Here is a 20,297-nt window from a genome sequence, read left to right on the forward strand (position 1 = left end):
TTAAAGGGTTTAAAAGTTGGCACGGATTCTGATACCTCAATGGTCATCAAGTTTTAGTTACTGCCTACGTGCTCTGGAGTCACCTTTATGCTTACTGCTCAGGATCGTGCCATCGTCAAATCCACCGTACCGCTGCTGGAAAGCGGCGGTGAGGCCTTAATCACCCATTTCTACCGGATGATGCTGTCGGAGTACCCCGAGGTACGCCCGTTGTTCAATCAGGCCAATCAGGCCAGCGGTGATCAGCCCCGCGCCTTGGCCACCGGGGTGCTGATGTACGCCCGCCACATCGATCAGCTCGACCAGTTGGGTGATCTGGTCGCCAGGATCATCAACAAACACGTGGCACTGCAAATCCTGCCCGAGCATTACCCGATTGTCGGTAAGTGCCTGTTGCGTGCGATCGAAGAAGTGCTGGGCAGTGACATCGCGACCCCTGAAGTAGTGGCGGCGTGGGGCGCGGCATACGGGCAACTGGCCGATATCCTGATCGGCGCCGAAGCGGCCATTTACGATGCCAAGGCCGCTGCGCCGGGTGGCTGGCGGGGCGGTCGCGCGTTCAAGCTGGCTGCCAGGATCGATGAAAGCGCCGAGATCACGTCCTTTTACTTTCGGCCGGTTGACCAGCAGCCGATCCTTGAATTTGAGCCGGGTCAGTACATCGGTCTCAAACTGGACATCGACGGTGTCGAAGCCCGTCGCAACTATTCGTTGTCGGCGCTGGCGCAGGTGGGTCGTTATCGCATCAGCGTCAAGCGCGAGGTGGGCGGGGTGGTGTCCAACTACCTGCATGACCGTTTGCAAGTGGGCGACGTCGTGGAGTTGTTCCCGCCAGCGGGTGAGTTCACATTGACCGACAGCGAAAAACCGCTGGTGCTGATCAGCGGCGGCGTAGGCATTACGCCGACCTTGCCGATGCTGGAAAGGGCATTGACCACGCAGCGCCCCATCCATTTCATCCACTGCGCGCGTAACGCTCAGGTGCACGCATTCCGCGGCTGGGTGGATGAGCTGGCCGAGCAATACCCGCAATTGCAGCGTTTTTACTGCTATGCCGAGCATGACGGGCAGGGGCAGGGCGCCGATCACGTGGGCCTGTTGAGCGCTGAACTGCTGGAAAAATGGTTGCCGGCCGATCGTGATGTCGATGCTTACTTCCTCGGGCCCAAGGGCTTCATGAGCGCTATCAAGCGTCAGCTCAAGGCGTTGGGTGTGCCTGAAAAGCAAAGCCGCTACGAGTTTTTCGGCCCGGCTGCTGCGCTGGAATAAACCGTTACTGGCCGGGCCCATCAACGGCCAACGAGCCCCGTAGTGATCGTCTGTTGACTTCGCGCCTAGCGTGATGTGTGACTGGCGATGGCTGCGGGGTTTTTGTTAATCGCGCTTTAATCGCGCCCGTTGTTAATCCTCTTCCTGCAGTTGCCCTGCATCCATGCTGTAGGTCTGGGTGTAAACTGCGCGCTTTGTGACGGCCGGACGGCCCTTGGACAATCAGGCAAAAGGAAACACGATGACGGACGACATGATGCGGCTGGGGCGCGAAAAGCGCTTTCTGGTCTTGCTGGGGCTGATTTGCCTCGCCCTCATTGGTGGTGCGCTGTATATGCAGGTCGTGCTCGGTGAGGCGCCTTGCCCGCTGTGCATCCTGCAACGTTATGCGTTACTGCTGATCGCAATTTTTGCCTTCATTGGCGCGGCCATGCGCACCCGGCGCAGCATGACGGTGTTTGAGGGGTTGGTGGTATTAAGCGCCATTGGCGGGATCGTCGCGGCGGGGCGCCACGTGTACATCCTGGCTAACCCTGCGGTCAGTTGCGGTCTGGATGCCCTGCAACCGATTGTGGACGGCTTGCCTTTGGCTGCCGTCTTCCCGCTGGGTTTTCAGGTTGATGGCTTCTGTTCGACGCCGTATCCCCCTGTGCTGGGCCTGTCGCTGGCGCAGTGGGCGCTGGTGGCATTCGTTCTGACGGCCGTGCTGGTGCCGCTGGGCATTTACCGCAATCGCAGCAAACCTGCCTGAAACCCTAAATCAGGTTGCAGCCGCCTCGTTCTTGTGCGCAAGGACGAGGCTTTTTTTCGTCCATGAAAAAGGTGAAGAGGGTGTGATCCGCCGCAGTGAAGGGGTGCGCAGCACTGCGACATATTGTCACGGAGAAATTGTCACAGGGGATGTTTTCATTTCACAATACGCAGCTGAAACGTCTCACTGGTTTCACCACCCATGAGGCGTTTTGACGCTGTAGCAGGGCTTGAAAAGGTCCATGCAAGGCGCCATCAAAAACGCTGCAAGCCTTTTTGTTTGGGCGTTTTGGCGCGTTGGGGGATGAGTTTGCGTGCGCTAAAAAGGGGCGGATTCAGCTAAGGGGGAAGGGCGTGCTACTGGCGCGTCAGGGAGGGGCTTCAAACGCGGCGCGTAATAATAGTGGGGGATTGTTACCACAGCCGAGAATAATTATTTCGGGATGAGACATGGTTTATAGAGAGCTACCTAACTACAATCGCCCGCACTGAACGTCCAGCCTGCTCATCCCTGAGCCCAAGCGGGAAGTTGAAGGTCGCCTGGGTGGTTGTTACAGGCTTCCCATGCGACTCCCAAGGTACTGGCAACCCTTCTAAGTTCCGCACCAAATGGAATTGGTCTGACAAGGCCTTTGACCCAGTATCGAATAAGAAATCACTGCTAACCCAGGATTTGCCCAGTCGCTTCACCGCGATGAAGCAGGCCCTTATTCAATCCGGAAAATTGCCAACCCTTGGCAGGGTGAAGTGTTGGCGGAAAAAACCAACTGCATTGTGCAAGCTGTTTTAGAGGTCGTGAGATGACTAAAAAAAGGTACCCCAGACTCTTTGGCTTATTGCCACTTTTCGGCATGTTGTTGCTGGGAGGCTGCAATATGACGTTGCTCGATCCGGTGGGGCAGATCGGCGTCGATGAAAAGAATCTGATCATCACTGCTACATTGCTGATGCTCTTGGTCGTGGTGCCGGTCATCTTGATGACCCTTGTTTTCGCGTGGAAATACCGCGCGTCGAACAAGAACGCCACCTACGCACCAAAATGGTCTCACTCCACCAAGATCGAAGTTGTGATCTGGACTGTGCCAATCCTGATCATCATCGCGCTGGGTGTGATCACGTATAAGTCGACCCACGCGCTGGACCCGTATCGTCCGATTGAGTCTGACGTCAAGCCTGTGACCATCGAAGTGGTGGCCATGGACTGGAAGTGGCTGTTCATCTACCCGGAACAGGGTATCGCCACCGTCAACAAGATCGTGTTCCCGGCCAACACACCGGTTAATTTCCGTATCACGTCCGACACGGTCATGAACTCGTTCTTCATTCCAGGCCTGGGCGGTCAGATCTACGCCATGGCCGGTATGCAGACCAAGCTGCATTTGATTGCTAACAAGAACGCCGAGCTCGATGGCATCTCTGCCAACTACAGCGGTGCGGGCTTCACTGGCATGAAATTCAAAGCAATCGCGACTTCCCAGGCTGAGTTCGATGCGTGGGTAAGTGAAGTCAAAGCGTCACCTAAACAGCTTGATACAGCTGAATACGAAGCCTTGACCAAGCCAAGTCAGAACAATCCCGTTGAGCTCTACTCCTCGGTCAAACCGAACCTGTTCCAGACCATCATCGACAAGTATGAAGGCATGAAACCAGGCAAGCCGGTGCAGCACGAGAAGAAAGAAGTGGCCGGGACCGAAGGTTTGGACACCAGTTCGCATTCAGCTGCCGGGGCAGAGGAGTAAACGATGTTTGGTAAATTAAGTCTGGACGCCATACCGTTCCACGAGCCGATAGTGATGGTTACCGTCGCTATGATTCTGCTCGGTGGTCTGGCGTTGGTTGCAGCACTCACGTACTACAAAAAGTGGACCTACCTGTGGACCGAATGGCTAACGTCAGTCGACCACAAGAAAATTGGCGTGATGTACATCATCGTTGCCATGATCATGCTGCTGCGTGGCTTTGCCGACGCCGTCATGATGCGTACCCAACTGGCCATGGCCACTGAAGGTTCGCCTGGCTACTTGCCACCTGAACACTATGACCAGATCTTCACCGCTCACGGTGTGATCATGATCATCTTCATGGCGATGCCATTCTTCACCGGCCTGATGAACCTGGCAGTGCCGCTGCAGATCGGCGCACGTGACGTTGCCTATCCGTTCCTGAACTCCCTGAGCTTCTGGCTCCTGGTGTCGGGCGTGGTACTGGTCAACCTGTCGCTGGGCGTCGGCGAGTTCGCCAAGACCGGCTGGGTTGCGTATCCGCCGTTGTCAGGTCTGGCGTACAGTCCGGGCGTGGGTGTGGACTACTACATCTGGGCACTGCAGCTATCGGGGTTAGGTACGACGTTAACCGGGGTTAACTTCCTGGCCACCGTGCTGAAAATGCGTACCCCTGGCATGAAGATCATGGACATGCCGATCTTCACCTGGACCTGCACCTGGGCAAACGTTCTGATCGTGGCTTCGTTCCCGATCCTGACCGCTACCCTGGCACTGCTGACACTTGACCGTTACTTGGATTTCCACATTTTCACCAACGAACTTGGTGGCAATCCAATGATGTACGTCAACCTGTTCTGGGCGTGGGGTCACCCTGAGGTTTATATCCTCATTCTGCCGGCGTTCGGGATCTTCTCTGAAGTCATCTCGACCTTCACTGGCAAGCGTCTGTTCGGTCACCACTCGATGGTCTACGCCAGTGGCGCGATCTCGATCCTGGGCTTCATGGTTTGGCTGCACCACTTCTTCACCATGGGTTCGGGTGCCAGCGTCAACGCCTTCTTCGGTCTGGCGACGATGCTGATTTCCATCCCGACGGGTGTGAAGCTATTTAACTGGCTATTCACCATCTACCGCGGCCGTCTGCAGTTCACCAGCCAGGTGATGTGGACACTGGGCTTCATGGTGACCTTCGCCATCGGCGGTATGACAGGCGTATTGCTGGCCATCCCGGGTGCTGACTTCGTACTGCACAACAGCCTGTTCGTGATTGCTCACTTCCATAACGTGATCATCGGCGGTGCGGTATTCGGTTACATCGCAGGTTTCAGCTTCTACTTCCCTAAAGCGTTCGGCTTCAAACTGAACGAGAAGTGGGGCAAGGCAGCGTTCTGGTTCTGGATCACCGGCTTCTTCGTTGCGTTCATGCCGCTCTATGCACTGGGCTTCATGGGCATGACCCGTCGTCTGAACGCCACCACCAACCCTGAGTGGGTGCCTTACCTGTACGTGGCGTGCGTCGGTGCTGCACTGATCGCCGTGGGTATTGCGTGCCAGCTGATCCAGCTGTACGTCAGCATCCGTGACCGCAACAAGCCAGAGAACGCCTGCGAATTCGGCGATCCATGGAATGGCCACACCCTGGAATGGTCGACCTCGTCGCCACCTCCTTTCTACAACTTTGCTGTATTGCCAAAAGCCGACGGTATCGATCCGTTCACCGAAGCCAAGGAAAACGGTACGGCGTACCAGGCTCCGGCCAAGTACGAACCGATCCACATGCCAAACAACACCGCGACCGGTGTGGTGATGGGCGCACTGCTGACCGTATTCGGTTTCGCAATGATCTGGCACATCTGGTGGTTGGCGATCGTCAGCCTGGTTGGCACCGTGGCGTACTTCGCGATCCACGCTGCCCGTGATGACCAAGGCTACATGGTGCCGGTGGAAACCATCGAGCGCATCGAAGCCGAGCAGCACAAGCGTCTGGTAGCCGCTGGCAAGATTCCGGCTACCCGTGTTGAAACCAAGTTGGAACAGGCATAAACCATGTCGAACTTAGCGACTCATGCTGGACAGGCCCATGGTCACGACCATGGGCACGATGACCATCACCACGACTCGGGCGAGACAACCGTATTTGGTTTCTGGCTCTACCTGATGACCGACTGCATCTTGTTTGCGTCGATCTTCGCGGTATACGCGGTATTGGTTAACAACGTAGCGGGTGGCCCATCGGGCCACGACATCTTCGAACTGCCGTACGTGCTGGGTGAAACCGCACTGCTGCTGGTCAGCTCGATCACCTATGGCTTCGCCATGCTGGCGCTGTTCAAGGGCAAGAAAAGTCAGGTGCTGTTCTGGTTGGCTCTGACCTTCCTGTGCGGTGCAGGCTTCATCGCCATGGAAATCAACGAGTTCCACCTGTTGATCTCCGAAGGCTTTGGGCCTAGCCGTTCCGGCTTCCTGTCCGGGTTCTTCACCCTGGTCGGTACCCACGGTCTGCACGTGACCAGCGGTCTGATCTGGATGGCGATCATGATGTATCAGGTCCAGAAAAAGGGCCTGACGGCGACCAACAAGACGCGTCTGAGCTGCCTGAGCCTGTTCTGGCACTTCCTGGACGTGGTGTGGATCTGCGTATTCACCGTTGTTTACCTGATGGGGACTCTGTAAATGGCTAACGCACATTCTGAAGGCGCGAACCACGGCAGCGTGAAGTCCTACGTAATCGGCTTCATCTTGTCGGTGATCCTGACCGTCATTCCGTTCGGGCTGGTGATGTACCCAACCCTGCCGAAAATGACCACGCTGGCGATCGTGCTGTTGTTCGCCGTGATTCAAGTGATCGTTCACCTGGTGTATTTCCTGCACCTGGACCGTTCGCCTGCACAACGCAATAACGTCGCCGCGCTGGTGTTCTCGGCGCTGGTTATTGTGCTGTTGGTCGGCCTGTCCCTGTGGATCATGTTCAGCATCCACACTGTAATGATGGCGAAGTGAGGTAAGCCCGATGTCCTTTAAGCACTTTATCCAAATCACCAAACCGGGGATCATTTTCGGTAACGTGCTTTCTGTGGCAGGCGGGTTCTTCCTGGCCTCGAAGGGGCATTTCGATCTTGCCCTGTTCCTGGCCGCGGTGATCGGCACCTCCTTGGTGGTTGCGTCCGGTTGCGTGTTTAACAACTGCATCGACCGTGACATCGACATCAAGATGGACCGCACCAAGAACCGCGTACTGGTGCAAGGCCTGATCTCCCTCAAGGTGGCGTTGCTATACGCCACCTTGCTCGGGGTCGCCGGTCTTGTACTGCTGTACCGCGTGGCCAACCCGCTGGCAGCGTTGTTTGCCGCGATTGGTTTCGTGATTTACGTCGGTTTGTACAGCCTGTACTTCAAGCGCAAGTCGGTTCACGGCACCTTGATTGGCAGTCTGTCGGGTGCAATGCCGCCTGTTATCGGCTACGTGGCTGTGAGCAACAGCTTCGACCTGGCCGCGCTGACATTACTGGTGATGTTCAGCCTGTGGCAGATGCCGCATTCCTACGCCATCGCGATCTTCCGCTTCAATGACTACCTGGCTGCATCGATTCCGGTGTTGCCTGTGAAGCGCGGGATCAAGGTCGCCAAGAAGCACATCCTGCTCTACATCCTCGCGTTCCTGATCGCGACCCTGATGCTCACCCTCGGCGGTTACGCCGGCATGAGCTACCTGGCCGTGGCAGCCGCGATGGGCATGTACTGGCTGTACATGGCGTGGACGGGCTACAAAGCCGTCGACGACAAGGTCTGGGCACGCAAGCTGTTCGTGTTCTCGATCTTCACCATCACCGCGCTGAGCGTCATGATGTCCCTGGATTTCAAAGTGCCGACGGAGTTGTTACTGACTTACGCGCACTAAGCATCCCGGATAAAAAAATCCCCGCCCTTCGAAAGAAGCGCGGGGATTTTTTTTGCAGCCTGTCTTCACAGGCCGGGTTGCTCAACCCGCCTCAGAGGCTAAAGCGAGCCACCATGGTATTGAGGTCAATGGCCAGGCGTGACAGGTCGTTACTGGCCAGGTTGGTCTGAGTGGCGCCGCTGGCGGACTGTACGGACAGGTCGTTGATGTTGATCAGGTTGCGATCCACTTCCCGCGCGACTTGAGCCTGCTCTTCGGCGGCGCTGGCTATCACCAGGTTGCGCTCGTTGATTTCAATGACGGCCCCGTTGATGGTTTCCAGGGACAGTCCCGCACCCCGGGCGATGTTGAGCGTCGATTCGGCGCGCTCGGTGCATTGACGCATCGAGTTGACCGCGTGCTCAGTGCCCCCCTGAATGCTGTTAATCATGTGCTCGATTTCGCTGGTCGATTGCTGCGTGCGATGAGCCAGCGCCCGAACTTCATCCGCCACCACGGCAAAACCGCGACCCGCTTCGCCCGCGCGCGCCGCTTCAATCGCGGCGTTGAGGGCCAGCAGGTTGGTTTGGTCGGCCAGGCCACGAATCACGTCCAGCACCTTGCCGATGTCTTGCGACTCCTTGGCCAGCTCCCCGATCAGATTGGCTGTGCTTTGCACGTCATTGCCCATGCTTTCAATGGCGGTAACCGTTTCTTGCACCAGATCACGGCCATCGCCCGCCGAGTCGGCTGCACTTTTAGACGCTTCAGAAGTACTGACCGCATTGCGTGCCACTTCCTCCACTGCGCTGGTCATTTCGGTCACGGCGGTGGCGGCCTGCTGAATCTCATTGTTTTGTTGCGTGAGGCCGCGGGCGCTTTCGTCGGTCACGCTGTTGAGCTCTTCGGCAGCACAGGCCAGTTGCGTGGCAGACCCGGAAATGTGCAGCAGCGTGTCACGCAGGGTGCTTTGCATGCTCTGCATGGCGAGCAACAGGCGAGCCGCTTCATCGCGGCCTTCCACGGTGATCGGGCGTGTCAGGTCACCTTTGGCAATCTCTTGCGCCGCTTCCAACGCCTGCCCGATCGGGTGGGTGATGCTGTGGGTCAACCGCCAGGCGCAGAGGACGGTCAGCCCGGTGGCGAGCAACAACAGTGCGATGGTGAAGTTGAACGTGGTGTCGTAGTCGTCAGTGCTTTGGCGATAAGCACGGGCACTTTGCGCGGAGTTGATGTCCAGCATCGACTCGATCGCGGCGCTGATATTGCGCGAAACCACGCTCAAGGGACCGGCCTGCAGGCGCTTCAATTCGTCCTGTTGATCGTTGCGCGCCAACTGGATCAACTGTGCTTCGAGGGTTCGGTACTGCGCTTGCTCGCGGTTCAGTTGTTCATAACTGGCGCGCTCTTGCGGGCTGCTGATCAGCGGCAGATAGTCAGCCATTGCTTTACGGGTGCGGTCTTCCAGCGATTGCAGCTCACTGAATACACGGGTTTTAGCGTCGGGATCGGGCTCGTCGCGCAGCTGATAGCTCAGTACGCGCTGGCGCTGGTTGAAATAACTGAAGTCGCTGAGACCAACCAGGCTGGGCATATCGCTGGTGGCAATGTTCTGACCCACTTGATGGATTTTGTTCATTTGCGTGAGGGCGTAAATCCCCAAAATCAGCATCAGGGTGCCAATCAGGGAAAACCCCAGCAATGCGCGTGGGGCGATATTCATGTTACGTAAATTCATCAGTGATCCTAAACATCAAAGGCAGCCTGCAAGCGGGCTTGCAGGTAAGACAGCGGCGCGAAAATACTCGCACCAAAGAGTGATAGCGGAATGCTATCGCTCGCCTGTCCGGTAACTTGATCTCAGGGTCAAAGTAATTTGTGAAAAAGTGTGCACCAGCCCGTAGTAGTTATCGCCAGCGCGGCGCTCGCTGCTTGCTGGGTTTGGCTAGATAAGCCATGGGAAGGGTGGGCAAAACGCTGCTTGGCGCTCAAGACCGTCTTCACACCCCCGAACGCGGTCGCGGGTGCCTGAACATGACAATCGCTGACCTTGGAGTGACGGCCGTTTTTAACGGCGTGATGCGACCCCGTGGCCACAATCATCCCCTTTTGGCCTGCCTGCCCCTGTGAACCTGCAAGGTCCGCGGCAAGAATCAAAACAGCATCGCCACCAAGCGTACGGTCTCAACAGCTTTCGCGAGTGACTGCCGTGCACAGCACATAACAATGATCGCTCTCACGCCATTTGGGGAAACACGTCATGAATGCATTGAAATGCGTACTGAATGCTACTGTCTGCGGGCTGGCATTAATGGCTGGCTCGGCACAGGCAGATGAGCGTGAGCTGCGGGTGTACAACTGGGCGGACTACATCCTGCCTTCCGTGCCCAAGGACTTTGCCAAACAAACAGGCATCAAGGTGACGTGGGACACCTTCGACACCAACGAATCGCTGGAAGCCAAATTGCTGACAGGTCATTCGGGTTACGACCTCGTGGTGCCGTCGAACCAGTTCCTCGACACCCAGATCAAGGCCGGCGTGTTTCAAAAACTGGACCGCAGCAAATTGCCGAACTGGCAGCATCAAGACCCAGAATTACTCAAGTTGCTGGATCAAAACGACCCTGGTAATCAGTACGCCATTCCCTACATGTACGGGACGGTGCTGATTGGTTTCAACCCGGCCAAGGTCAAGGCGGCGCTGGGCGACGACGCACCTGTAGACAGCTGGGATTTAGTGTTCAAGCCGGAGAACATGGAAAAGCTCAAATCCTGTGGCGTCGCCATGCTCGACTCCGCATCGGAAATCCTGCCATTGGCCCTGCATTATCTCGGGCTGGACCCCAACAGTCAGAATCCGGCGGACTATGAAAAGGCCAAAGCGCTGATGATGAAAATCCGTCCTTACGTGACTTACTTCAACTCCGCCAAATACATGACAGACATCGCGAACGGCGATATTTGCGTGGCGATTGGCTACTCAGGCAGCTTCTATCAATTTGGTAACCGGGCCAAGGAGGCGGGCAATGGAGTGGTGGTCGATTGGCGCTTGCCGAAAGAGGGCGCGCCGATCTGGTTTGACACCTTCGCCATCCCCAAAAGTGCCAAGAATGTCGACGAAGCCCACGCGTTTCTGAATACCTTGCTGGACCCTAACGTCATCGCCCCGATCAGTGATTTCCTCGGTTATCCCAATGCCAACAAAGACGCCCTCGCGCTGATCAACCAAGACATCACCGGCAACCCCAACCTCACGCCCACCCCGCAAGCCCTGAAAACCCTCTACGTGGTGCAACCGTTGCCGCAAAAGCTGGAGCGGGTACGCACACGCGTCTGGACCAGTATTAAGTCGGACAAGTGACGCCTTGGCGCATCTCAAGCCAGAGTCCTGCGGCTTGCAGACGGTCTATGGTGTAGTCATGGTGTTTACACAGGCCGAGGAATGACACGTGATGACGCTCGACAGCAACGTTGAAACTGAAACTGCCCCGCAACGTGTGATTGAATTTTGGAAAAACGCAGGCCCAAAACAGTGGTTTGCCAAGGATGCAGGGTTTGATAAGCGGTTTCGTGATGCGTTTTACACTGCGCACTTTCACGCCGCGCGGCGGGAGTTGGAGCATTGGTCAGCGGCGCCTGACAGCGCGCTGGCGTTGTTGATTTTGCTCGATCAATACCCGCGCAACGCGTTCAGAGGGACGGCGCATATGTTTGCCACTGACCCGTTGGCGCGGTTTTACGCGCGGCAGATGATCGATGGCGGGATGGACAGGCAGGTGGCCGCTGATCTGCGTATTTTCTGTTACTTGCCGTTCGAGCACTCTGAAGACCCTGTCGATCAACAGCTGTCGTTGCAACTGCATCAAGGCCTGGAGCCCCAGGATTTCAAATGGGCCAAAGAGCACGCAGACATCATCGAAACATTCGGCCGTTTTCCTCATCGCAATGAGGTGTTGGGGCGGGTGACGACGCAGGCTGAGCGCGCTTATCTGGAGAGTGGAGGCTTTGCGGGGTAGGTCGTCCTGTTGTGTTACAGCGGCAACACACGGTCATGGATGACCCGTTTCATCACCAGTGTCGACACCAGGCGCTGTACGTTGGGCAATGCGCTGAGGTGTTCGTCGTAGAGCTGCTGGTAGGCTGGCAAGTCTTTGGCGATGACGTGCAGCAGGTAGTCCGGGTCGCCGAACAGCCGTTGGGCTTCGACGATTTGCGGGATGTCTGGCAGTGCAGCCTCGAAATCGGCTACGGCCTGACGCGTGACTTCGCGCAAGGTCACGAACACCATGGCCGAAAAGTTAAGCCCCAGCTCGCTGGGCGCCAGCACAGCCCGATACCCCAATATCACCCCGGCTTCTTCCAGTGCCCGCACCCGACGATGGCACGGCGACAGGCTCAGGCCCACGCGATCAGCCAATTCAGTGAGAGAAAGCCGGCCATCGGTGTGCAGTTCAGCAAGAATCTTTCGGTCAATTCGATCCACTGAGAAGAACCTTCTAATTGTGTGGCGCTGGTCGGGGATAAACGCAAAGTAATCCTAGCAGCATTTACTTAATCTTCTATCGGTCGGTTTTGCCACGAGCGGCCTCAGTCGTCTGGCTTGCCCTTTAACCCTGTTTGGCCCCTAGAAGGTGCTTATCTCGTGACTCTCAGTGTTCTGGCCGCGTTCTGGGCGGTGTCGTTCCTGTTCATCATCACCCCTGGCGCCGATTGGGCGTATGCCATCTCGGCGGGCATGCGCGGCCGTTGGGTAACGCCTGCGGTGGCAGGTTTGTTGTCGGGGCATTTACTGGCGACGATCATTGTCGCGGCGGGCGTCGGCGGGTTGATGGCCAGCAATCCGATGATTCTCAAGGTGCTGACCGTGGCTGGGTCGCTGTATTTGTTCTGGCTTGGCGTGGGGATGCTCAGAAACCCCGCCACCCCGGTGTCCGGAAGCGTCCAGGTGGCGGACTCCTGGTCACGTTGGGCGTGGAAGGGGTTGTGCGTCAGCGGTTTGAATCCGAAGGTGTTTTTGTTGTTTCTGGCGCTGTTGCCGCAGTTCACCGACCCCCTGTCGACATGGCCAGTGCCTGCGCAGATCGTGGCCCTGGGCGGGCTGCATGCGGTCAGTTGCGGCGTTGTGTATTTATTGGTTGGATTCGGCGCCCGAGCGGTGCTGCAAACTCGGCCCGGCGCGGCGCAACGGGTCAGTCAGACCTCGGGCGCCATCATGATCCTGATTGCCCTGATATTGCTGGCCGAGCAGATGCTGTAACCCGTCGCTGCCCGTGTGTCAGGGCAGCGAGGGTGCAGGGCTTAAAAGTCTGCCTTGAGCGACATGACGACGTTACGCGGTTCGCCATAGAAGTTGCCGAACCCTTCAGTGCCGATACTGGCGTAATAGCGTTTGTCGAACAGGTTGTTGCCATTGAGCGCGACCGACCAGGTGTCATCAATGCGATAGCCAATGCGCCCGTTCCATACCGCGTAACCCGCCTGGCTGACATCGTTGCCGCTGATGGGCGACACGCGGTAGTTGCTGCTCTGCGCGTTGACGCCCGCCCCTAACGTGACGCGCTCCAGGGCGCCCGTCAGTGCGTAATCGGCCCACACACGCAACAGGTGACGCGGCACGTAAGAGGTGTAGGCCAGGCCTTTCTGATCGGGCTGTGCGTCTTCCAGTACTTTGCTCTGGGTGTAGGTGTAGCCCGCCAGCAGTTGCAGGCGCTCGATAACTTCGCCGCTGATTTCTGCCTCGAAGCCCTGGGCGCGGACTTTGCCGGAGTTCAGTGAGCAACTGCTGTCCGGGCACAACGGATCATCTTGCGCGGCATCGTTTTGCACGGTGCGGAACAGGTTAAAAGCGCTGTTGAGGCGTCCTTCGAACCATTCGCCCTTGATCCCCAGCTCGTAACTTTTGCCGATTAACGGTTTGAGGCTGCTGCCGTCGATGGTTTTGTAGCCGCCTTGTGGGGTGAAAATGTCGGTGTAGCTGGCGTAAGTGGTGAGGTTATCGTTGATGTCGAACAACACGGCGGCAAAGGGGGTGACTTGCCCGCTTTCCCTGGCTTTTGAGCTGACCGGGGTGCCTTCACCGCGCCAGTAGGTGGTGGAGTCGCTGTCCGATGAGTACCAGCTGACCCGGCTGCCAACCACAACGGTCAGAGGATCGGCCAGTTTCAGTCGGGCGAGGCTGTAGGCGCCATATTGCTGGATGCGCATGTCCACCGGGCCGCCCCGCGAGGCATTGGCAAGGTAGTAGCCCTCGTCCGGCCGTGGCAGATGGTGATCCGGATTGAAGATGTCCTGGCGCTGGGGCAGGGCCGCCACGGCGTAGAAGTCATCTTTATGCGAGCGACTGGCGTTGGCGCCCACGATCAGTTCGTGCGCTTGGCCGAAGGCATCAAACGTGCCATCGACATAGGCATCGAAGCCGTAGTCGACCTGGTCGTAGTCGTAAATGCTCCCCAGCATGAGCGTGTTGGTGTGGGTAGCACCTACGGGAACAGGCCCGCTGGGGAAGGCGTATTCCATGTCCTGGGTATTTTTGGAATACACCCCGGCCACCTTGAGTGCCCAGTCGTCACTGAGGGTGTGGGTCAGGTCACCGAAGACGGTCGTGCGTTTGCTGCGCTGATTATTCCACGCGGTATTCAGGCAGGTGGAGCGTTTGAGCTTCAAGTCGCTGCCGTCGGCATAGCGCGGCAACCCACCCCAGCACGGGGTGGCATCTACGTCTTCATACGCCAGGCCCAAGCCGAGCGTGGTGTCCGGGGTGAGGTCCAGATCAAGGGCGCCGTAGTAAATCTGGTCGCGGCGTTCCGCGACGTCATAAAAATACTGGCGGGTTTGTTGGGCCATTACGGCGCGGCCTCGCAACGTGCCGGACTCATTCAAGGGCCCGCCGGTGTCCACCAGGCCGCGATAGTTGTCCCATGTGCCCGCCGAGAGCGAGAGTTGCGTGTGCGGCGTGTACCCGCCGCGTTTGCGCACAAAATTGACCCCGCCCGCCGTGCCGCCCGCGCCCTTCATCATGCCAGCGGCACCGCGCAACACCTCAACCCGGTCATAAATTGCCATGTCGCTGTTGAAGCTGTCGGCCTGTACGTAGCTGCTGCCGATGTCCAGCGGCACGCCGTCGTACTGATACTGGCCGCTCATGCGAAATCCGCGCGAGTAAAAGTACTTACCGCCCATGGGAGAGTCGTACACGGTGATCCCGGGGACTTTCTCCATGACTTGATCGATGGTGTTGAGGTTTTGGTCATCGAGCATTTTGCGGGTGATCACGGTGACGGACTGTGGTGTTTCTTTGAGGCTGTGTGAACCCTTGCCGATGGTGACCGCCTGGGCCGTGTAAGACCCGGAACCTTCAGTGGTGGCGTCGCGGCTTTGCTCGACGACGCGGGTGACCCCCAATTGCAGTGCATCGCCGTTTTGCGGAGCCGGTTCGACGCTGAAGTTGCCCTGGCCCGTGATGCGCAATTGCAGACGGCTGCCTGCCAGTGCCGCGTCGATCGCCTGCTCGGGTGACATGCGCCCGACCACAGCCGGTGCCTGCTTGCCCTGCACGAGGGCGGGTTCAAGGGAGATGATGTTCCCGCTCTGGCTGGCAATCGCATTGAGGGTAGTGGCCAAGGGGCCAGCCGGAAGGTTGAAATTCACGTCTTGCGCCTGAACCAGTGCAGGGCTCGCCACCGTTGCCAGAGCAACGGCAACGCAGAGGGCGTTGGGCCACGGGTTGATCACAGCATTCTCCTGATCGTGTGAAGGTGTCAGGAGATAGGTGGGATGAGAAATGAAAACCGGACACAAATACGATTAATTTTCAAAAAGAAAAACCCTTGTTCATCGGGCGCTGATCACGGTCAGCCATGGGCTGTAGTGATCCACGCGAATGGCATGGGTTTCTGCCAGTGCGGCGAATGCCCGCTGGGGATCGTTGAGCGGATACACGCCTTGTACGCGTAATTGCCGTACCTCGGGCGCCACGCGTACGAAGCCACGGGTATAAGGCCTCAACGCATCCACGACCTGCTCCAGCGGATCATCCAGCACGTTCAGCCTGCCGCTTTGCCAGTCGGCGCGCTGGCGTTGTTCACCAGGCACCGGGCTGATGCGGTCGGCATGCAGCAGCGCTGACTGGCCTTCTTGCAGGTTAAGCGTAGCGCCGTTGGGCAGGCGGGTTTCAACGGCATGCTGCAACACCACCACGCGGCTGACCCCGTGCTCTTGAGACACCAGAAAGCGCGTGCCCAAGGCGCGGACTTCACCCTGCGCCGTACGCACCCGCAAAGGCCGTTGCGGATCGGGCGCCACCTGAATCACCAGTTCGCCGCGGCGCAAGATGAGCAGGCGTTGAGCGGCATCGAAGTGCAGGTCCACGGCGCTGTTGGCATTGAGGCTCAAGTGGCTGCCATCTGCCAGATTGAAGTCTTGACGTTGAGCGCGGCCCGTTGACAGGTCGGCCAGCAAGGAAACACCAGACGGGCTTTTTGCGCCGAGCCATACACCGCCGCCCAGCACTCCCAGCCCTGCGATCATGCGCAAGGCGTCACGCCGCGTAGTGTGGGGTTGAAGCAGGACCTTGCGGGCTTCACTTGCCTGGCCGGGTACGCGGTTATCCAGTGCGCGCAATGGGTTGAACGAGGCGCCGATGCGGTTTTGCAGCGTGCACCACGCCTGCTGGTGAGCCGGGTCGTGATTGAGCCATCCAGTGAAGCGCTTGAGCAGATCAGGCGTGGGCGTGTCGGCGCGCAGCTTGACCATCCAGTCAATCGCCTGCTCGCTGATCGGGTCCAGTTGCGGCTTGCTCATTGGCTGGCCTCGCACAGGTAGCACATGCGCAAGGCTTGCTTCATGTAGCGGCTGACGGTGCGTTCTGAAAGCCCCAGCTTTTGAGCGATGGCCACGTAGCTCAAACCGTCGAGCTGGCTGTAAAGGAATGTGGCTTTGACCGCCATCGGCAAACCGTCGAGCGCGCGGTCAATGGCAATCAGTGCTTCGGTCAGTTGCAGTTGTTCTTCTGGCGAGGGGGCGACGGCTTCCGGCAACAGCGCCAATCGCTCCAGATAGGCCAGTTCCAGCTGGCGTCGCCGGTGTCGATCGAAGATCAGCCGCCGGGCAATGGTCGACAGGTAAGCACGGGGTTGCTCAATGCTGTCCGGGTCCACTTGGGCCGCCAGCAACTGGCAAAACGTGTCCGCCGCCGTGTCCTGTGCGTCGGCGTGATTACGTAAGCGGCGCTGAATGTGTTGCAGCAACCAGCGATGATGATCGCTGAAAAAGAAACCCAGCTTGCTGGTCGAAGGAGAATGCACCGGTTGGCGTCCAGATGTGAGTGCGAATAGTTCTCAATAGTAGCGGCGAGATGATGGCCACTGCAATCACTGCGTGCGCGGATGCATACACAGCGGTGTTGGGCCGTGATTGGAGAGACGTCGCGGGTGCGGGCATAATGGGTCACTGACATTGTTTGCAACATCTGACTGGAGTCGCCCATGAAATCCCCCGTCTTGCCAGGCCTGGCCCTGATTGTCGCTGCCGGAATGATGAGCTCAGCGGCCGTCGCAGCGGGGGATGCTGAAGCGGGTGGCAGGTTATTCACGAAAATGTGCGCGGGTTGCCACAGCATCGGCAAAGGCGCCCGGGGCGGTTTTGGCCCGCAACTCAATGGCGTGATCGGACGGCCTGCCGGGGCAACCCCCGACTATCAATACTCCGACGCCATGAAGCATTCAGGCGTGGTGTGGACCAAGGACAAGCTGGCGGCCTACATCGAAGCCCCGAAGAAGGTCGTCAGTGGTACGCGCATGATTTTCTGGGGGATCAGCGATCAGGAAAAAATCGACAACCTGCTGGCCTATCTGGAGACCTTTCAGGACGCCGATCACTGAATGTCTTTCAAGTAACTCGTGAGGTGAGTCAGCGGCGTGCCCATTTGCTCCAAGGTTTGAGCCTGAGCGAAGGCGGTGGCTAGCTTGTGCAGTTCGCGTCCCAAGGGCTTTTGTGTGCCGCCTAACGCGTTCAGCGCCTGGCTCAGACAATCCGCCACTTTTGCCTGAATGCCAGGGGCGTCGTGTTTGCGCACCAGCAACGCAAATACTTCGCGCTGATAGTCATCCATCACCGGGTCGTCACGCAGAATCGGGCTATGACCGTCGGTCTCATAGACCAATTTCAGAGAGAAAAGGGCGACAGTCTCCAGCGACGATTCCATGTTGGGATTTCCTGTTAGAAGGTGCCGTATGGCAGCGTTCACTTTTCTGCAGGCGAAAAAAAAGACCTTGAATTTCAAGGTCTTTTTTTAAGATGGTGCCCCGAGGGAGACTCGAACTCCCACTTCTTTCGAAAACGGATTTTGAATCCGCCGCGTCTACCAATTCCGCCATCAGGGCTCAATGGCGGCGAAGTATAGAGATGAGCTTTAGGTCGGTCAACAACTTATTGGTCTATTTTTGCTAAGTCCGTTAAACTCCCCGGCCCTGCTAGACGAAACCTATCATGCGCGTTGCTGACTTTACTTTCGAACTCCCTGATTCGCTCATCGCACGCCATCCTTTGGCGGAGCGCCGCAACAGCCGCCTGCTGACCCTGGATGGGGAGAGCGGGGCGCTGGCTCATCGTCAATTCACTGATTTGCTTGAACATTTGCGTTCGGGCGATTTGATGGTGTTTAACAATACCCGGGTGATTCCGGCCCGCCTGTTTGGCCAGAAGGCCTCCGGCGGCAAGCTCGAAATCCTCGTCGAGCGGGTGCTCGACAGCCATCGGGTGCTGGCGCATGTGCGCTCCAGCAAGTCGCCCAAACCGGGGTCGAAAATCCTCATCGATGGCGGTGGCGAGGCCCAAATGCTGGCGCGCCACGATGCGTTGTTCGAGCTGGGTTTTGCTGAAGAAGTGCTGCCGTTGCTGGACCGTGTCGGGCACATGCCCCTGCCGCCTTACATCGATCGTCCTGACGAAGGTGCCGACCGCGAGCGTTATCAAACGGTCTACGCTCAACGTCTTGGTGCTGTGGCAGCGCCCACCGCCGGGCTGCATTTCGATGAGCCGCTGATGCAGGCCATCGCCGCCAAAGGTGTCGAGACCGCATTCGTGACGTTGCACGTAGGGGCGGGCACGTTCCAGCCGGTGCGGGTTGAGCGTCTTGAAGACCATCACATGCACACCGAGTGGCTGGAAGTGGGTCAGGAGGTGGTCGACGCCGTGGCCGCCTGCCGCGCGCGCGGCGGTCGCGTAATTGCGGTGGGCACCACCAGTGTGCGTTCGCTCGAAAGTGCCGCGCGCGACGGTACGCTCAAGCCGTTCAGTGGTGACACGGACATTTTTATTTTCCCTGGCCGGCCGTTTCATGTGGTCGATGCGCTGGTGACCAACTTCCATTTGCCGGAGTCCACGCTGTTGATGCTGGTTTCGGCGTTCGCCGGCTACCCCGAAACCATGGCGGCCTATAAGGCTGCGGTTGAGCAGGGGTACCGCTTCTTTAGTTACGGTGATGCAATGTTCATCACCCGCAATCCTGCGCCGACGGCTCCCGCCCCGGCCCCAGAGGATCAAGCATGAGCAACTGTCGTATGTCCTTCGAGCTGCTGGCCACTGATGGCAAGGCGCGTCGCGGTCGTCTGACCTTCCCGCGTGGTGTGGTGGAAACCCCTGCGTTCATGCCGGTAGGAACTTACGGTACGGTCAAAGGCATGCTGCCGCGCGATATCGAAGCGATTGGCGCGCAGATGATTTTAGGCAACACCTTTCACCTCTGGCTGCGTCCGGGCACTGAAGTCATCAAGAAGCACGGCGACCTGCATGACTTCATGAAATGGCAAGGGCCTATCCTGACCGACTCGGGCGGCTTTCAGGTGTTCAGCCTTGGCGCGATGCGCAAGATTAAAGAAGAGGGCGTCACCTTCGCTTCCCCGGTCGATGGTGCCAAGGTGTTCATGGGGCCGGAGGAGTCGATGCAGGTCCAGCGTGACCTGGGTTCTGATGTGGTGATGATTTTCGACGAGTGCACCCCGTACCCGGCCGATGAAGACGTGGCCCGTGTTTCGATGGAGCTGTCGTTGCGCTGGGCTCAGCGTTCCAAAAACGCCCACGGCGATAACACGGCGGCACTGTTCGGTATCGTTCAGGGTGGCATGCACCAGAACCTGCGCGAGCGTTCGCTGGAAGGGTTGAACAAGATCGGCTTCGATGGTCTGGCCATTGGCGGACTGTCGGTGGGTGAACCCAAGCACGAGATGATCAAGGTGCTGGACTACCTGCCCGCCATGATGCCAGCTGACAAACCTCGTTACCTTATGGGGGTTGGCAAGCCTGAAGATCTCGTGGAGGGTGTGCGCCGCGGTGTGGACATGTTCGATTGCGTGATGCCAACCCGTAATGCCCGCAATGGGCATCTGTTTATCGACACCGGTGTGTTGAAGATCCGCAACGCGTTCCATCGCCATGATGATTCGCCGCTGGATCCGACCTGCGATTGCTATACCTGCCAGAACTTCTCCCGTGCTTATCTGCATCATCTGGACAAGTGCGGTGAAATGCTGGGTAGCATGCTCAATACCATCCACAATTTGCGGCACTATCAGGTGCTCATGGCTGGTTTGCGCGAGGCTATTCAACAGGGTACATTGGCCGCCTTTGTCGATGCCTTCTATGCCAAGCGCGGGTTGCCTGTACCGCCCCTGGACTGATTT

At 58.0% G+C, this 20,297-nt stretch carries 19 protein-coding genes, 1 tRNA gene and 1 pseudogene; 13 read left to right on the plus strand and 8 right to left on the minus strand.

From position 1 onward, the window contains the following. The first annotated feature begins 87 nt into the window (after window positions 1-87). The 7 genes from hmpA (at window position 88) to cyoE (ending at window position 7,641) form a co-directional block, all read left to right on the plus strand. The gene (gene hmpA / locus TU74_RS00455) at window positions 88-1,269 is read left to right on the plus strand and encodes an NO-inducible flavohemoprotein (protein WP_047295473.1); all 1,182 of its coding nucleotides are present in this window, start codon (window positions 88-90) and stop codon (window positions 1,267-1,269) included. A 241-nt stretch (window positions 1,270-1,510) separates the two neighbouring features. After that, window positions 1,511-2,020 carry a disulfide bond formation protein B gene (locus tag TU74_RS00460; RefSeq protein WP_047278874.1) on the plus strand — a complete coding sequence of 170 codons (510 nt, stop codon included), beginning with the start codon at window positions 1,511-1,513 and terminating at the stop codon, window positions 2,018-2,020. A 799-nt stretch (window positions 2,021-2,819) separates the two neighbouring features. Further along, on the plus strand, window positions 2,820-3,758 hold the full coding sequence (gene cyoA / locus TU74_RS00465; RefSeq protein ID WP_047273807.1) for a ubiquinol oxidase subunit II: 939 nt from the start codon (window positions 2,820-2,822) through the stop codon (window positions 3,756-3,758). Window positions 3,759-3,761: 3 nt separating this feature from the next. Next, entirely contained in the window at window positions 3,762-5,786 is a 2,025-nt protein-coding gene (gene cyoB, locus TU74_RS00470) for a cytochrome o ubiquinol oxidase subunit I (protein WP_047278870.1), read from the plus strand. Between the two features lie 3 nt (window positions 5,787-5,789). Beyond that, window positions 5,790-6,416 (plus strand): cytochrome o ubiquinol oxidase subunit III, encoded by a 627-nt coding sequence (locus tag TU74_RS00475; RefSeq protein ID WP_047273809.1) that lies wholly within the window; start codon window positions 5,790-5,792, stop codon window positions 6,414-6,416. Further along, complete coding sequence (cyoD, locus tag TU74_RS00480) at window positions 6,417-6,743, plus strand: cytochrome o ubiquinol oxidase subunit IV (protein WP_047295470.1); 327 nt, start codon at window positions 6,417-6,419, stop codon at window positions 6,741-6,743. It abuts the gene before it with no gap. Between the two features lie 10 nt (window positions 6,744-6,753). Further along, window positions 6,754-7,641, plus strand: a complete 888-nt coding sequence (gene cyoE, locus TU74_RS00485) for a heme o synthase (protein WP_047278867.1) — start codon at window positions 6,754-6,756, stop codon at window positions 7,639-7,641. A 91-nt stretch (window positions 7,642-7,732) separates the two neighbouring features. Here the strand turns inward: cyoE and TU74_RS00490 are convergent, their stop codons facing one another. Both TU74_RS00490 and TU74_RS25020 read right to left on the minus strand, forming a co-directional pair. Next, entirely contained in the window at window positions 7,733-8,863 is a 1,131-nt protein-coding gene (locus TU74_RS00490; RefSeq protein WP_371264263.1) for a methyl-accepting chemotaxis protein, read from the minus strand. A 6-nt stretch (window positions 8,864-8,869) separates the two neighbouring features. Then, window positions 8,870-9,358 (minus strand): annotated as a pseudogene (locus TU74_RS25020) (MCP four helix bundle domain-containing protein); the annotation flags it as partial. Between the two features lie 522 nt (window positions 9,359-9,880). Between TU74_RS25020 and TU74_RS00495 the strand changes: the two are divergent. Both TU74_RS00495 and TU74_RS00500 read left to right on the plus strand, forming a co-directional pair. Next, complete coding sequence (locus TU74_RS00495; RefSeq protein WP_047282241.1) at window positions 9,881-10,981, plus strand: polyamine ABC transporter substrate-binding protein; 1,101 nt, start codon at window positions 9,881-9,883, stop codon at window positions 10,979-10,981. 91 nt (window positions 10,982-11,072) lie between these two features. Next, window positions 11,073-11,636: a DUF924 family protein gene (locus TU74_RS00500; protein ID WP_048374513.1), complete on the plus strand. Its 564-nt coding sequence runs from the start codon at window positions 11,073-11,075 to the stop codon at window positions 11,634-11,636. Between the two features lie 14 nt (window positions 11,637-11,650). On the opposite strand, the gene TU74_RS00505 is transcribed toward TU74_RS00500, so the two are convergent. Further along, window positions 11,651-12,103 (minus strand): Lrp/AsnC family transcriptional regulator, encoded by a 453-nt coding sequence (locus tag TU74_RS00505; protein WP_047273821.1) that lies wholly within the window; start codon window positions 12,101-12,103, stop codon window positions 11,651-11,653. A 159-nt stretch (window positions 12,104-12,262) separates the two neighbouring features. Here TU74_RS00505 and TU74_RS00510 point away from each other — a divergent pair, with 159 nt between their 5' ends. Then, window positions 12,263-12,877, plus strand: coding sequence for a LysE family translocator (locus TU74_RS00510; protein WP_047273822.1), 615 nt, complete (start codon window positions 12,263-12,265; stop codon window positions 12,875-12,877). Between the two features lie 41 nt (window positions 12,878-12,918). On the opposite strand, the gene TU74_RS00515 is transcribed toward TU74_RS00510, so the two are convergent. The 3 genes from TU74_RS00515 to TU74_RS00525 form a co-directional block, all read right to left on the minus strand. Continuing rightward, the gene (locus tag TU74_RS00515; RefSeq protein ID WP_048374515.1) at window positions 12,919-15,351 is read right to left on the minus strand and encodes a TonB-dependent siderophore receptor; all 2,433 of its coding nucleotides are present in this window, start codon (window positions 15,349-15,351) and stop codon (window positions 12,919-12,921) included. Between the two features lie 99 nt (window positions 15,352-15,450). Continuing rightward, on the minus strand, window positions 15,451-16,419 hold the full coding sequence (locus tag TU74_RS00520) for a FecR domain-containing protein (RefSeq protein WP_048374517.1): 969 nt from the start codon (window positions 16,417-16,419) through the stop codon (window positions 15,451-15,453). Next, complete coding sequence (locus TU74_RS00525) at window positions 16,416-16,922, minus strand: sigma-70 family RNA polymerase sigma factor (protein ID WP_047273825.1); 507 nt, start codon at window positions 16,920-16,922, stop codon at window positions 16,416-16,418. Before TU74_RS00525 ends, TU74_RS00520 begins: the two co-directional genes overlap by 4 nt. A 180-nt stretch (window positions 16,923-17,102) precedes the next feature. Here TU74_RS00525 and TU74_RS00530 point away from each other — a divergent pair, with 180 nt between their 5' ends. Beyond that, entirely contained in the window at window positions 17,103-17,498 is a 396-nt protein-coding gene (locus tag TU74_RS00530) for a c-type cytochrome (protein ID WP_047295452.1), read from the plus strand. On the opposite strand, the gene TU74_RS00535 is transcribed toward TU74_RS00530, so the two are convergent. Both TU74_RS00535 and TU74_RS00540 read right to left on the minus strand, forming a co-directional pair. Further along, a complete protein-coding gene (locus TU74_RS00535) occupies window positions 17,492-17,821 on the minus strand; it encodes a hypothetical protein (RefSeq protein ID WP_048374521.1) in 330 nt (109 codons plus the stop codon). The genes TU74_RS00530 and TU74_RS00535 overlap by 7 nt on opposite strands. 93 nt (window positions 17,822-17,914) lie before the next feature. Next, window positions 17,915-17,999 (minus strand) — tRNA-Leu (locus TU74_RS00540). A gap of 106 nt (window positions 18,000-18,105) precedes the next feature. Here TU74_RS00540 and queA point away from each other — a divergent pair. Together queA and tgt are read left to right on the plus strand one after the other, a co-directional pair. Continuing rightward, a complete protein-coding gene (gene queA / locus TU74_RS00545) occupies window positions 18,106-19,167 on the plus strand; it encodes a tRNA preQ1(34) S-adenosylmethionine ribosyltransferase-isomerase QueA (RefSeq protein WP_047281226.1) in 1,062 nt (353 codons plus the stop codon). 11 nt (window positions 19,168-19,178) lie between these two features. Next, window positions 19,179-20,294, plus strand: coding sequence for a tRNA guanosine(34) transglycosylase Tgt (gene tgt, locus TU74_RS00550; RefSeq protein WP_047281236.1), 1,116 nt, complete (start codon window positions 19,179-19,181; stop codon window positions 20,292-20,294). Window positions 20,295-20,297: the final 3 nt, after the last annotated feature.

This window comes from Pseudomonas lundensis (genome assembly GCF_001042985.1).
Classification (GTDB): Bacteria; Pseudomonadota; Gammaproteobacteria; order Pseudomonadales; family Pseudomonadaceae; genus Aquipseudomonas; species Aquipseudomonas lundensis.